This is a genomic window from Bradyrhizobium huanghuaihaiense (genome assembly GCF_007830635.1).
GTDB lineage: Bacteria > Pseudomonadota > Alphaproteobacteria > Rhizobiales > Xanthobacteraceae > Bradyrhizobium > Bradyrhizobium huanghuaihaiense.
On sequence record NZ_VLLA01000009.1, the window covers coordinates 231,116 to 244,819 of the forward strand.

Here is a 13,704-nt window from a genome sequence, read left to right on the forward strand (position 1 = left end):
AATCACCCCCTGCTCTTTCATTAGCAACTGAGTATTTGAGTCCTATGGCGAAATCACAACGTACCGCTATCGTCCTCGTGGCGGCCGGACGCGGCCTGCGCGCCGGCGCCGGCGGGCCGAAGCAATATCGCGAGATCGGCGGCGTGCCTGTGATCTATCGCGCCATGGAAGCCTTCAGCCGCCATGCTGATGTGTTTGCGGTGCAGCCGGTGGTGAACCCCGACGACAGCGCCATGTTCACGGCGGCGGTCACAGGATTGAAACACGAGCCGCCGGCCGATGGCGGCGCCACCCGTCAGGCTTCGGTGCTCGCCGGTCTCGAGGCGCTGGCCAAGCACAAGCCGGACATCGTGCTGATCCATGACGCCGCGCGCCCGTTCGTCTCCGAAGGCGTGATCTCGCGCGCGATCGAGGCGGCGAGCCGCACCGGCGCTGCGATTCCCGTCGTTGCCGTCACCGATACCATCAAGCTCACCGGCGAGAGCGGCAATGTCGAGGACACGCCGGACCGGTCGCGCCTGCGGATCGCGCAGACGCCGCAATCCTTTCGTTTCGATGTCATCCTCGAGGCGCATCGTCGCGCCGCGAAGGACGGACGCTCCGATTTCACCGACGATGCCGCGATTGCCGAATGGGCGGGATTGACGGTTGCAACCTTTGAAGGCGATGTTGCCAACATGAAGCTCACCACCCCCGAGGATTTCGTGCGCGAGGAAGCGCGCCTGGCTGCCCAGCTCGGCGACATCAGGACCGGCACCGGCTACGACGTGCACGCCTTCGGCGAAGGCGACCATGTCATGATCTGTGGCGTGCGCGTGCCGCACAGCAAGGGTTTCCTGGCGCATTCCGACGGCGATGTCGGCCTGCATGCGCTGGTCGATGCCATCCTCGGCGCGCTCGCCGACGGCGACATCGGCTCGCACTTCCCGCCGAGCGACGCCAAATGGAAGGGCGCCTCCTCCGACCAGTTCCTGAAATACGCCATCGAGCGCGTCGCCCAGCGCGGCGGCCGCGTTGCCAATCTCGAGGTCACCATGATCTGCGAGCGGCCGAAGATCGGCCCGTTGCGCGATACCATGCGCGCGCGCATCGCCGAGATCTCCGGCGTCGACATCTCCCGCGTCGCGGTGAAGGCGACGACCAGCGAGCGGCTCGGCTTCACCGGCCGCGAGGAAGGCATCGCGGCCACCGCGAGCGCCACCATCCGCCTTCCCTGGAGCGTCTAGGTCATGGGCGGCAGCGACGCACGCGCCCTCTCCCGCTCGCTGCTGGATTTGTGCCGGATGCGCAAGCTGACGATCGCGACGGCGGAGTCCTGTACCGGCGGCCTCGTCGCGGGCGCGCTGACCGACATCCCCGGCTCCTCCGACGTCATCGACCGCGGCTTCGTCACCTATTCCAATGACGCCAAGCGCGCGATGCTTGGCGTCGAAGCCGGCACGCTGACGAATTTCGGCGCGGTCAGCAAGGAGACCGCAACGGCCATGGCGATCGGCGCGCTCGAGCGTGCCGATGTCGATCTCGCCGTCGCCATCACCGGCATCGCCGGCCCCGGCGGCGCCACGCCGGGCAAGCCGGTCGGTCTCGTCCACTTTGCCGCTGCCGCGCGCGACGGCCGCATCATTCACCGCGAGCACCGTTTCGGCGCCATCGGCCGCAGCGCCGTGCGCGCCCGCTCGGTGGTCGAGGCGCTGCGGATGCTGATGGACCTCGCCCGCGGCCCGCAAGTCGCCGCCAAGCCGCAACGCACCGCCGCCAGCCGCCTGCGCCCGCGCGTCACCCGCTCGCCGCGCCGGCATGCGGTGAAGCGCCGGCCGCCACGCTCGCCAAGGGGCTGAGCCCGTAGCCCGGATGGAGCGCAGCGCAATCCGGGATTTGCATCCGCGGGCGCAGGGGTCCCGGATTACGCTGCGCTCCATCCGGGCTGCGCACGGCGAAGCATCTCACGCCGCTGCAAGCAGCACGCGCCTGTCATTGCGCCGTTCGCTCGGTCCGATAGATGACGGGGAGCTTTTGTTCGATCGCCTTCGCGAGCACCGTTCCCGTGGTTCGTCCGAGCTCTTTCGCGATCGTCGTGATTGGCTTGGTACCTGCGAGCTTCCTGAGCCGGTTGAGATCGTCCTCGCTCCACGATTGCTTCCAGCGCGCCATATCTCCAGTCCCACTCCACAAGCCCCTGCGCCCGACTCAGACTTTAGTTGAACATCTTAGGAAATACAGCCCTTGCAGGTGTACCGCCTGCGGCAAGGGGTGTTCCGTTATGGCCCTGCGTTTTGGCACAAACTGCACTTGTCACCTTCATTCGCACGACATCTGAATCCCTGATTGCGTGCCCGGGCTTGCGGGTGTCCGCCCGCCCTACAAGGCCTTGTGCTGCCCTTCGGCCAAAACACCCGCCGGCGGGTCAATGACCGCACGTGAAAATATTCTACTTTACCGAAATTCGGCTTTGGCGTATTCCTGCGCCACCTCATCCCGGTCAGAGGGGCGTATCGCGATCGTCACGACATGCGGGGTGAGCGGCGGTGGACGCTGGTCACATCGGCGCGACAGGCATCGCAGGGCGGGCAACCGTGAGCGAAGGCCATCGCGCACACGACCGATGTGATTCCAGCGTACGGCAAAACCGTGTCGTCCTGGCGCCCGGGGTCTGTGCGCCAAGTCTTGCAGTGATGCGGCGGCCCGACCGGGTACGTACATCAGCCATCTGCAAGGCGACGGGGGCAATAGTGCATCGCTCCCCGGGGAGAGCACGGCATAAGCCGTCAAGCCACTGCGCAGGGAAGGCCGTGTGTTGGGCTTCACCTGTATGCCGCTGTGCAGCTTCTTGTAGCGCAACCTTCGCACAGTGGACCGTGGGTGCCCGGCCGGCACCCGGCCTTCCCTGCGCCCTCTGACAAAGTGAGCGCGATACGACGAAGCAAAGCTCGGACGAAACGCGTCGCGAGATCAAAGTGTCATGTCTGCTTTCCAAAAAGCACGCAATTTTTGTCGAAAACGATCGGGATCATAAATGTGCAGGCGCGACCAAACGTCGTCACACGTGCCTGATCTTGCGCAGGAAAATATTGGCGCAATAATGCCGCTCTACCTTGTGATCCGGAATCAACCGGACCAGTCTTGTGGAGGGCGACGCAAGTGTTCGCTCGCACCGCGGCCTCGGCCGCCGTCATTGTCACTTTGGCCGCGTTTGATGGTGCGGCCGCACAGACCGCCAACCAGCCGCCGGATACGATGGCGGCGCGGGTGGAAGCCTGCACGCCCTGTCACGGCAACAAGGGCGAAGGCACCAGCGACGTCTATTTCCCGCGGCTGGCCGGCAAGCCCGCCGGCTATCTCTACAACCAGCTCCTCGCCTTCCGCAGCGGCCGGCGCAAATATCCGCCGATGAACTATCTCTTGGAGTTTCTGCCCGATCCGTATCTGGAAGCGATGGCGGAGTATTTCGCCAGCGAGCATCCGCCGCTGCCGCAGCCGGCGCCGAGCGAGGTCAGCAAGGATGTCCTCGCGCAGGGCGAATTGCTCGCGACCAGCGGCGACGCCGGTCGTAACATACCGGCGTGCGTGAGCTGTCATGGCCCGGGCCTTACGGGCATGCAGCCCGGCATTCCCGGCCTGCTCGGCCTGCGCGCCGCCTATATCAGCGCGCAGCTCGGCGCCTGGCGATACGGCACGCGCACGGCGAAGTCGCCCGACTGCATGCAGCTCGTCGCCGGACACCTGACGGAAGCAGATGTTACCGCCGTCGCAGCCTGGCTCGCGGCGCGTCCTGCGCCTGCCAACCCGGCTCCCGTGCCGAAAGGCACCTACGCGCTGCCGTTCGGCTGCGGCAGCCAGCCCAACTGACGAGGCGGATGATGGGCTCGAAACTGTCGATCGCAATCCTCGCCTTCACCGCGCTCACGACGGTTGCGCAGGCGCAGGCGCAGGACAAGACAAGCGACAAACCCGGCGACATCATCGCGCGCGGCGAATATCTCGCGCGCGCCGGCGATTGCACCGCCTGCCACACCGCGCCGGAGGGCCGCCTGTTCGCCGGCGGCCGCGCCATGCCGACCCCGTTCGGCACGCTCTACACCTCCAACATCACGCCCGATGCCGAAACCGGGATCGGCAAATGGAGCGCCGACGACTTCTACAAGACCATGCACAGCGGCCGCTTCCCCGATGGCGGGCTGATCTATCCGGCGATGCCGTTCGCCTCCTACACCAAGGTCACGCGCGCCGACAGCGACGCGATCTTCGCCTATTTGCGCTCGATCCCGCCGGTGAACCAGAGGAACAGGCCGCACGACCTCCGCTTCCCCTATGACAACCGCCAGCTCATCCTCGGCTGGCGCACGCTGTATTTCCGCGAAGGCGAGTTCAAGCCCGACCCGGCCAAGTCGGCAGAATGGAATCGCGGCGCCTATCTCGTCGAAGGCCTCGGCCATTGCAGCATGTGCCATTCGCCGATCAACGCGCTCGGCGGCACTTCGAAATCGGACGCCTTCAAGGGCGGCCTGATCCCGATGCAGAACTGGTACGCGCCGTCCCTGACCTCCAACCGCGAGGCGGGACTCGGCGACTGGAGCATCAAGGACATCACCGACCTGCTCCAGACCGGCGTTTCGGCACGGGGCGTGGTCTACGGCCCGATGGCCGAGGTCGTGCACAACAGCCTGCAATATCTCAGCGACGAGGATACGCGCGCGATGGCGGTGTACCTCAAGGGCATCTCGGAGCCCTCCCCGCCGCCGCCGGCAAGCTCGGCGTTGCCGACCACCGAGAGCAGCCTGCTGATCAGCCTCGGCAAGACCGTCTACGACAAGAACTGTGCGAGCTGCCATGGCACGCAGGGCGAAGGCAAGCCGCCGCATTGGCCGCCGCTCGCCAACAACCAGTCGATCGAGATGGAGTCGGCGGTCAACCCGATCCGCATGGTGCTCAATGGCGGTTATCCGCCGGGCACAAAAGGCAACCCGATGCCTTACGGCATGCCGCCCTTCGCAGGGCTCCTCTCCGACAACGAGGTCGCTGCCGTCGTTTCCTACATCCGCACCGCCTGGGGCAATCGCGGCACGCCGGTCTCGGCGCGCGAGGCCAACGAGCTGCGCTCCGCGCCGCTGAATTGAGAGACGTCATGATCAATTCCGATCCGCCGACCAGCCCAGCCGCCGCCGACCAGGCCGTCGAAGAGGTCGTGGCGCAAGGCCCCTCCGGAGCGATCGTGCTCGCCGGCATCGCGACGGCCTGCGTCGTCGCGATGTGGCTTGCCTTCTATCTGTTCGTCTTCCTGCCGCGCGGGCCGCTGCAATGAGCACTGAGGAAACCCATGGAAACGGCAGCGCCAGCGCCGAGGTCGCGGCCCGCGTGGAGCGGCGCTGGGCCACCATCGCCGTGATCATCATCGTGATGATGGCGCTGCTCGCGGCCTTCGCCGGCATCCACCGCGCGACCATGCCGCAGCCGCGCGTCGAGACCACCGATCCCTCGCGGATTCATCTGTCCGGCGAATTCGTCGAGAGCAATCTCGGCAGCGTGCTGGAGGCCAATGGCAACGTCACCGTGCGCGCAATCGGCCAGCAGTATTCCTTCACGCCGGCCTGCATCGTGGTGCCCGTGGACACGCCGATCACGCTGCGTGCCACCAGCGCCGACGTCGTGCACGGCATCCTGATCCAGGGCACCAATATCAACACCATGCTGGTGCCGGGCTACATCTCCGAGCAGCTCATGCGCTTTGCGAGGACCGGCGACTATCTGATGCCCTGCCAGGAGTTCTGCTCCTTCGGCCATGAGGGCATGTGGGGCAAGGTCAAGGTGATCGACAAGACCGACTTCGCGGGTCGTGCGAAGGGCGGCGGGAGGCTGAGCTGTGTTGGTCAATAGAAAGCTCATCCTCGCCCATTTCTGGCTCGCCTTTGCGGTGTTCGGCATCGCGCTGACGCTCGGCGCCTGGCAGATGTTCATCCGCAGTCCGATCGGCACTTGGCTGTCCAACCCAGAGCTCTATTACCGCTCGCTGACCGCGCACGGCACGGTGATGGGCTATGTCTTCCCGACGCTGGTGGCGATGGGCTTTGGCTATGCCATCAGCGAGTCCGCGCTGGAGCAGCGCCTGGTCGGCGTGCGCTGGGCCTGGACCGGCTTCTGGCTGATCGTCATCGGCAGCGTCATGGCGGTGATTCCGGTCGCGTTGGGGCGCGCTTCGGTGCTCTACACCTTCTATCCGCCGCTGATCGGCAACGTGTTCTACTATCTCGGCGTCGTGCTGGTCGTGGTCGGCTCCTGGATCTGGGTCGCGCTGATGTCAATCAATTTGCGCGTCTGGCGCAAGGCCCATCCCGGCGCGCCGGTGCCGCTCGCGATGTTCGCCAATGTCGCGGGTGCTTACCTCTGGGCCTGGACCGCCGTTGGCGCCGCGCTCGAGCTGCTGCTTCAAATCATTCCCGTCGCGGCGGGACTGAAGGCCACGATCGACGCTGGCCTCGCCCGCGTCTTTTTCTCCTGGACGCTGCACGCCATCGTCTATTTCTGGCTGATGCCGACCTACATCGCCTACTACACCATCGTGCCGCGGGCGATCGGCGGCCGCGTCTATTCCGACAGCATGGCGCGGATCTCCTTCATCCTGTTCCTGGTGGTGGCGATGCCGATCGGCATGCACCACACCTTTGCCGATCCGATGGTCGGCGCCGGCTTCAAGTTCATCCATTCGGCGTTCACCGCACTGGTCGCGCTGCCGACGCTGCTGACGGTGTTCACGATCTGCGCCTCGGTCGAGATCGCGGCGCGGTTGCGTGGCGGTCGCGGGATGTTCGGCTGGATCAGGGCCCTGCCCTGGGACAATCCGATGATGCTGGCGCTGGCCTTCTCCTTCGTCATGCTCGGCTTCGGCGGCGCCGGCGGACTCATCAACATGAGCTATCAGCTCGATGCGTCGATCCACAACACGCAGTGGATCACCGGCCATTTTCACCTGATCTTCGGCGGCGCCATCGTGATCATGTATTTCGCGATCGCCTATGATCTGTGGCCGCATCTGACCGGGCGCGAGCTCATCGACCTCCGCCTGATCCGCACCCAGCTCTGGCTGTGGTTCATCGGCATGATCGTCACCACGTTCCCGTGGCACTGGGTCGGCATCCTCGGCATGCCGCGCCGCATGGCCTATTTCGACTTCGGCGATCCCGCGATCGCGCCGCAGGCGCTCTCGGTCACCTTCTCCGCAATCGGCGGCTTCATCCTGCTGGCCTCGGGCATCCTGTTCCTGGTCATCCTCGCCCGCGGCATGCGCGCACCTCAGGCGGAGGCCGGACCCTATCGCTTTGCGCTGGCCGTGCACCAGCCCGCGACCGTGCCGATCGCGCTCAACACCCACGCGCTCTGGGTGGCGCTGATGATCGCGCTGACCCTCACCAATTACGGCTACCCGATCCTGACGCTGGCGATGACCGAGGGCACGTCGGTGCCGGCCGTCTATGTGGGAGCGCAGTGATGAGCGCGCGCGACCTCTTCACCTTCAGCAATCCGCATTTCACACGCGGCGTCGGCATCACCGCTGCGATTCTGATCGTGACCGCGATTGTGGGCTTCATCGTGCTGCCCTTCGCCCAGCCCTGGGTCCAGTTCGCCAATGTCTGGGACGCGATCTGCAGCGCCGCCGGCGTGCCGCAGCGCGCGCCGGTCGTTGCGGCACCTGGACACGAGAAACGCCTGTCCGAGGTCGTGCTCACGTCGAACACGCTGGCCCGTCCGAGCCAGGAGGCGATCGGCCGCGGCGCCACGCTGGCGCAGCGCTGCGCGATCTGCCACGGCCCGACCGGCATCAGCCGCGCGGATTCACCGAACCTCGCCGGCCAATATGCGGCCGTGATCTACAAGGAGCTGCACGATTTCCGCTCCGGCGCACGCACCAATGCCGTGATGTCGCCGTTCGCCGTCAATCTGACCGATCAGGAGATCGCCGATCTCTCGCTCTACTACGCCTACCTGCCGCGGCTGCCCGCGTATCACCCGACGCCGCAGCTTCCCAAACCCAACATCGTTATCTACGGCGCGCCGATGCGCGGGATCGCGCCCTGCGGCTCATGTCACGGCAGCCTCGACAACAAGACCGGCAGCCCGTGGCTGGAAGGCCAGTCCGAGGCCTATATGAAGGCGCAGCTCCAGGCCTTCGCCTCCGGCGAGCGCCGCAACGACATCAGCCAGCAGATGCGCAACATCGCGCGCGCGATGACGCCGCAGGAGATCGAGCAGGCCGCGGCGTATTACGCCTCGCAGCCGCCTGATGTGGTGAAGGCGGTGGATTGAGGATGGCTCTCGTGCCCCGGACGCAGCGCAGCGCTCCTTCAGCGGTGCGCTGCAGAGCCGGGGCCCATCTATCGAGTGAGGAGTCTCTGGCTATGGGTCCCGGCTCTGCGCAGCAACGCTAAGGGCGTTGCAGCGCGTCCGGGACACGAGAGCGTGCCCGATCGTAAAGACTACGTCGACGCCAGCTTCGGCCGCCCGTAGATCACATCCGCCCGTTTCTCGAACGCGGCCGAGAACCGCGCGAAGGCGGCGTCGAACATCGAGCCCATCAGCATCGCCAGCATGCGGCTCCTGAACTCGTAGGCGAGGAAGAAACCGACGTCGCAGACGCCCTCACCCCCCTCTTGGCCTTTGGGCTCGAACGTCCAGCGATTTTCGAGCTTACTGAACGGACCTTGCAGATATTCGACGAGGATTTTCAAATTGCCGCGGTCGAGCGTCACGCGGCTGGTGAAGGATTCCTTGACCAGCTTGAACGACACCGTCATGTCCGCGACCAGCACCTCGGTGCCATCGGGCTTCACCATGCGCTGACGCACCTTCAGTGCGCTGCACAGCGGCACGAACTCCGGGTAGCGCTCGACGTCGGCGACCAGATCAAACATCTCGGATGCGCTGTGATTGACACGGCGCTTGCTCGAAAATTTGGGCATATCGGTTCAGCGGGCGCTAGCTGCCCGCGCGGCCTTCAGTCTCGCAAAATCCTCGCCGGCATGATGCGAGGAACGGGTGAGCGGGCTCGCCGACACCATCAGGAAGCCCTTGGTGTAGGCGATCTTCTCATAGGACGAAAACTCGTCCGGCGGCACATAACGCATCACCGCGTGATGCTTGCGGGTCGGCTGCAGATATTGCCCGATCGTCAGGAAGTCGACGTCGGCCGAGCGCAGATCGTCCATCACCTGCTGCACCTCGTGGCGCTCCTCGCCGAGGCCGACCATGATGCCGGACTTGGTGAAGATGGTGGGATCGAGCTCCTTGACCCGCTGCAACAGGCGGATCGAATGGAAGTAGCGCGCGCCGGGCCGCACCGTGAGATAGCGCGACGGCACGGTTTCGAGATTGTGGTTGAACACGTCGGGCCGCGCCGCGACCACCACCTCCAGCGCACCTTCCTTGCGCAGGAAGTCGGGCGTCAGGATCTCGATCGTGGTCGAGGGGCACGCGGCGCGGATGGCGCCGATGGTCTGGGCAAAATGCTCGGCGCCGCCGTCAGTGAGGTCGTCACGGTCGACCGAGGTGATGACGACGTGGGCGAGACCCAGCTTGGCGACGGCCTCCGCGACGTTCTGCGGCTCGGCCGCATCCAGCGCGTTGGGCAAGCCGGTCTTGACGTTGCAGAAGGCGCAGGCCCGGGTGCAGGTGTCACCCATGATCATGAAGGTCGCGTGCTTCTTGTCCCAGCACTCGCCGATGTTCGGGCAGCCCGCCTCCTCGCACACCGTGTGCAGGCCGTTGGCGCGCACGATATTGCGGGTGTCGGCATAGCCGCGGGTATTGGGCGCGCGTACGCGGATCCAGTCCGGCTTCGGCGGCGAAGCGGAATCAGGACGATTCACCTTTTCAGGGTGGCGCGGGCGCAGCGGGTTCGAGATGGTATCGACAATAACGACCATGGGGTATCCGGTCTGTTCAGGTCCTACCTAGTCGGTCTGGCCCGGCATCGCAACCCGGCTCGCACCACCTCAGGGAACATGGCAGATATGGGCAATATCCTGCTCTGTTCTCAGGCGATTCTCACCTCGAATGGCTCCAGTCTCGAAACCTTCCACACCTCGGCTTGGCAAGGCCCTGAAGCGTGCCTTTTTCGCGCGCAACGTCCGCGAGGTCGCCCACGACCTGATCGGTGCGACCATGCTGGTCGACGGCGTCGGCGGGATCATTGTCGAGGTCGAGGCCTATCATCATACCGAGCCGGCAGCGCACTCCTACAACGGCCCGACGCCGCGGAACCAGGTGATGTTCGGCGCGCCCGGCTATGCCTATGTCTACCGCTCCTACGGCATCCACTGGTGCGTGAACTTCGTCTGCGAGGAGGAAGGCTCGGCCAGCGCCGTCCTGATCCGCGCACTGGAGCCGACACATGGCTTGGCTGCGATGCGCCGCCGTCGCCATCTCCAGGATCTACACGCGCTGTGCTCGGGCCCGGGCAAGCTGACCGAGGCGCTCGGCATCACCATCGCGCACAACACGCTGCCCTTGGACCGGCCGCCAATCGCGCTGCACGCGCGCACCGAGGAGATGGAAGTCGCAACCGGCATCCGGATCGGCATCACCAAGGCCGTCGAGCTGCCCTGGCGCTATGGCGTCAGGGGCTCGAAGTTTTTGAGCAAGCCGTTTCCCCGCTGATGGTCATTCCGGGGCGGCTCGAAGAGCCGAACTACGGCGCGCAATTGCGCGCCTGAGAATCTCGAGATTCCCCGGTGCGCAATTGCGCACCTGAGGTCTGGTCCTTCGGACATCCCGGAATGACGGACGTCTCACGACGCCTGCTTCAGCCGCTCCAGCGCCTCCAGCAGCTTGGCCTTGCGGGCCAGCGCCGCCTCGCGCTTCTCGCGCTCCTCCTCGACGACCTCCTCGGCCGCGTTGGCGACGAACTTTTCGTTCGCCAGCTTGGATTCGGCGCGCTTGATGTCGGCGTCGGCCTTGCCGATCTCCTTGTCGAGACGCGTGCGCTCGGCGGCGACGTCGATCACGCCCTTCAGCGGCAGCGCAGCCACTTCGCCGCGCACAAGCAGCTGAACGGCACCGTCAGGTGCACGGTCGGCGAAGGAGATGTCGGACAGCCGCGCCATGCGCTTGATGACGTCGGTCCAGCGCGGCGCGCGCTCCTTCGTTTCAGTCGAGGCGCCCGCGAGCACCAGCGCCGTCAGCGTCGCCGGCGCGATGTTCATCTCTGCGCGCACGGAGCGGATTTGCGTCACCAGGTCGATGACCCAGCCGATCTCGGCTTCCGCCTTGGGATCGGTGAAGTCGGCATGGTCGAAGATCGGTAAGACCAGGGCCGGCGAGATCAGCGGATCGGTCGGGCCGGCCGCCGCGGCGAGCATCGCGAGTTGCTCCGGCGTAGGCTCAGCCGGCTTCAGCGGCCACGGCGCCAGCGCGAGCAGACCGTCGCGCTTGGCCGTCACCTCCCACAGCTCTTCGGTGATGAAGGGCATGAAGGGATGCAGCAGCTTCAGGATCTCGTCGCGCGCCCAGGCCACCATGGCGCGGGTTTCGTCCTTGGCGGGGCTGTCCGGGCCGAGCAGCACGGGCTTGGCGAGCTCGACATACCAGTCGCAATAGACGTTCCAGACGAAGCGGTAGATCGCACCGGCGGCATCGTTGAAGCGATAGGCCTCGATCGCCTCGGTCACCTCGCGCGTGGTGTGCGCGCTCTCATGCGCGATCCAGCGGTTCAGCGTCTCCTTCGCCTTGGCCGGCTCGAAGCCGTCGGGCACGGCGCAATGGTTCATCTCGGCAAAGCGGGACGCATTCCAGAGCTTGGTCGCGAAGTTGCGGTAGCCCTCGACGCGGCTGGTTGCGAGCTTGATGTCGCGTCCCTGCGCCGCCATCGCGGCCAGCGTGAAGCGCAGCGCGTCCGCGCCATATTCGTCGATCAGGTTGAGCGGATCGATGACGTTGCCCTTCGACTTCGACATCTTAGCGCCCTTCTCGTCGCGGACGAGGGCGTGGATGTAGATCGTCGAGAACGGGATCTCCTTCATGAAGTGCATGCCCATCATCATCATGCGGGCAACCCAGAAGAAGATGATGTCGAAGCCGGTGACCAGCGCATTGGTCGGGTAATAGCGCTGCACCTCGGGCGTATCGTCGGGCCAGCCGAGCGTCGAGAACGGCCACAGCGCCGAGGAGAACCAGGTGTCGAGCACGTCCTCGTCACGCGTGATGAAGCCTTCGCGCTTGTTGCGATCGAGCGCCATCTCGCGGCCCTGCTCGACCGTGATGACCTCCTGCTCGACGTAATAGCCGAGCGCGTGGCTGATCGCCTCTTCCTCGGTCTCGGCGACGAACACCTTGCCGTCGGGCCCATACCAGGCCGGGATCTGATGGCCCCACCACAGCTGGCGCGAGATGCACCAGGGCTGGATGTTCTCCATCCACTCGAAATAGGTCTTCTCCCAGTTCTTCGGCACGAAGGTCGTTTCGCCCGAGCGCACCGCCGCGATCGCCGGCTTTGCCAGCGTCTTCGCGTCGACATACCACTGGTCGGTCAGGTACGGCTCGATCACGCTGTTGGAGCGGTCGCCGTGGGGCACCATGTGGGTGTGCGGCTCGATCCGCTCGACGAAGCCGAACGACTCCAAACGCTCGACAATGCGCTTGCGCGCCGCGAAGCGATCGACCTTGTTGAACTCCTCGGCGAATTGCGCGGCGCCTTCCGGCAGGTCGCGCAGGTAATCCTCGTTGTCGAGGAGATCGAGGCAGCCTTCCTTGTCGAGCACGCTGATGCGGCGCAGGCCGTGGCGATTGCCGACCTCGAAATCGTTGAAGTCGTGCGCCGGCGTCACCTTGACCGCGCCCGAGCCCTTCTCGGGATCGGAGTATTCGTCGGCGACGATTTTGATCTTGCGGCCGACCAGCGGCAGGATCACGTTCTTGCCGATCAGCTTCTGGTAGCGCTCGTCCTCCGGGTGTACGGCAACGCCGGTGTCGCCGAGCATCGTCTCAGGACGCGTGGTGGCGACCACGATGAAGGTCGTGGGATCCTCGGGGCTGAAGGACTTGCCCTCGATCGGATAGCGCAGATACCAGAGGCTGCCCTTGACCTCGGTCTGCTGCACTTCGAGATCGGAGATCGCGGTCAGGAGCTTGGTGTCCCAGTTCACCAGCCGCTTGTCCTTGTAGATCAGGCCCTCGCGGTGCAGCTCGACGAACACCTTGACGACCGCCTTGGACAGGCCCTCGTCCATGGTGAAGCGCTCGCGCGACCAGTCACAGGACGCGCCGAGCCGCTTGAGCTGGTTGATGATGGTGTCGCCGCTCTCGGCCTTCCACTGCCAGACCCGTTCCAGAAACTTCTCGCGGCCCATCTCGCGGCGGCCGGGCTGCTGGCGCTCCATCAGCTGCCGCTCGACCACCATCTGGGTGGCGATGCCGGCATGGTCGGTGCCGGGCTGCCACAGCACGTCGCGGCCGCGCATGCGCTCGAACCGGCACAGGATGTCCTGGAGCGTGTTGTTGAGGGCGTGGCCCATGTGCAGCGAGCCCGTCACGTTCGGCGGCGGGATCACGATGGTGAAGGGCACCGCGTCGCGGCGGTCGGGACGGCCGGCCTTGAAGGCAAGGCTGTCCTCCCAAACGACGGACATGCGGGCTTCGATATCGGCGGGCTGGTAATTTTTCTCGATCATGGGGCTGCTAGAAAGCCGCGCGCGGGGGCCAAGTCAACGAAAAGGTCAGCGG

General features: G+C 65.5%; 13 protein-coding genes. 9 read left to right on the plus strand and 4 right to left on the minus strand.

Annotation, left to right across the window (positions count from 1 at the left end; genetic code table 11):
• Positions 1–44 precede the first annotated feature (44 nt).
• Positions 45–1,226 (plus strand): bifunctional 2-C-methyl-D-erythritol 4-phosphate cytidylyltransferase/2-C-methyl-D-erythritol 2,4-cyclodiphosphate synthase, encoded by a 1,182-nt coding sequence (locus tag IQ16_RS20325; protein WP_018641895.1) that lies wholly within the window; start codon positions 45–47, stop codon positions 1,224–1,226.
• 3 nt (positions 1,227–1,229) lie between these two features.
• Entirely contained in the window at positions 1,230–1,838 is a 609-nt protein-coding gene (locus IQ16_RS20330; RefSeq protein ID WP_018641894.1) for a CinA family protein, read from the plus strand.
• A 133-nt stretch (positions 1,839–1,971) separates the two neighbouring features.
• Here IQ16_RS20330 and IQ16_RS20335 read toward each other — a convergent pair whose 3' ends face one another.
• A complete protein-coding gene (locus IQ16_RS20335; protein WP_018641893.1) occupies positions 1,972–2,151 on the minus strand; it encodes a hypothetical protein in 180 nt (59 codons plus the stop codon).
• 987 nt (positions 2,152–3,138) lie between these two features.
• On the opposite strand from IQ16_RS20335, the gene IQ16_RS20350 reads away from it, so the two are divergent.
• From IQ16_RS20350 to IQ16_RS20370, 6 genes are read left to right on the plus strand one after another with little or no spacing between them, the layout of a single operon-like run.
• Positions 3,139–3,846 carry a c-type cytochrome gene (locus tag IQ16_RS20350; protein WP_018641892.1) on the plus strand — a complete coding sequence of 236 codons (708 nt, stop codon included), beginning with the start codon at positions 3,139–3,141 and terminating at the stop codon, positions 3,844–3,846.
• A gap of 11 nt (positions 3,847–3,857) precedes the next feature.
• Complete coding sequence (locus IQ16_RS20355; protein WP_167526340.1) at positions 3,858–5,114, plus strand: cytochrome c; 1,257 nt, start codon at positions 3,858–3,860, stop codon at positions 5,112–5,114.
• Between the two features lie 8 nt (positions 5,115–5,122).
• On the plus strand, positions 5,123–5,299 hold the full coding sequence (locus tag IQ16_RS45700) for a hypothetical protein (RefSeq protein WP_018641890.1): 177 nt from the start codon (positions 5,123–5,125) through the stop codon (positions 5,297–5,299).
• Complete coding sequence (locus tag IQ16_RS20360; RefSeq protein WP_018641889.1) at positions 5,296–5,871, plus strand: cupredoxin domain-containing protein; 576 nt, start codon at positions 5,296–5,298, stop codon at positions 5,869–5,871. The genes IQ16_RS45700 and IQ16_RS20360 overlap by 4 nt, the downstream gene beginning before the upstream one ends.
• Positions 5,858–7,480, plus strand: a complete 1,623-nt coding sequence (locus IQ16_RS20365) for a b(o/a)3-type cytochrome-c oxidase subunit 1 (protein ID WP_018641888.1) — start codon at positions 5,858–5,860, stop codon at positions 7,478–7,480. Before IQ16_RS20360 ends, IQ16_RS20365 begins: the two co-directional genes overlap by 14 nt.
• Positions 7,480–8,295, plus strand: a complete 816-nt coding sequence (locus IQ16_RS20370) for a c-type cytochrome (protein ID WP_018641887.1) — start codon at positions 7,480–7,482, stop codon at positions 8,293–8,295. Before IQ16_RS20365 ends, IQ16_RS20370 begins: the two co-directional genes overlap by 1 nt.
• 170 nt (positions 8,296–8,465) lie before the next feature.
• Here the strand turns inward: IQ16_RS20370 and IQ16_RS20375 are convergent, their stop codons facing one another.
• On the minus strand, positions 8,466–8,948 hold the full coding sequence (locus IQ16_RS20375) for a type II toxin-antitoxin system RatA family toxin (RefSeq protein ID WP_018641886.1): 483 nt from the start codon (positions 8,946–8,948) through the stop codon (positions 8,466–8,468).
• A gap of 6 nt (positions 8,949–8,954) precedes the next feature.
• Positions 8,955–9,911, minus strand: coding sequence for a lipoyl synthase (gene lipA / locus IQ16_RS20380; protein WP_018641885.1), 957 nt, complete (start codon positions 9,909–9,911; stop codon positions 8,955–8,957).
• A gap of 130 nt (positions 9,912–10,041) precedes the next feature.
• Here lipA and IQ16_RS20385 point away from each other — a divergent pair, with 130 nt between their 5' ends.
• On the plus strand, positions 10,042–10,644 hold the full coding sequence (locus IQ16_RS20385) for a DNA-3-methyladenine glycosylase (RefSeq protein WP_018641884.1): 603 nt from the start codon (positions 10,042–10,044) through the stop codon (positions 10,642–10,644).
• A 131-nt stretch (positions 10,645–10,775) separates the two neighbouring features.
• Here IQ16_RS20385 and IQ16_RS20390 read toward each other — a convergent pair whose 3' ends face one another.
• Complete coding sequence (locus IQ16_RS20390) at positions 10,776–13,652, minus strand: valine--tRNA ligase (protein ID WP_018641883.1); 2,877 nt, start codon at positions 13,650–13,652, stop codon at positions 10,776–10,778.
• Between the last annotated feature and the right edge of the window lie 52 nt (positions 13,653–13,704).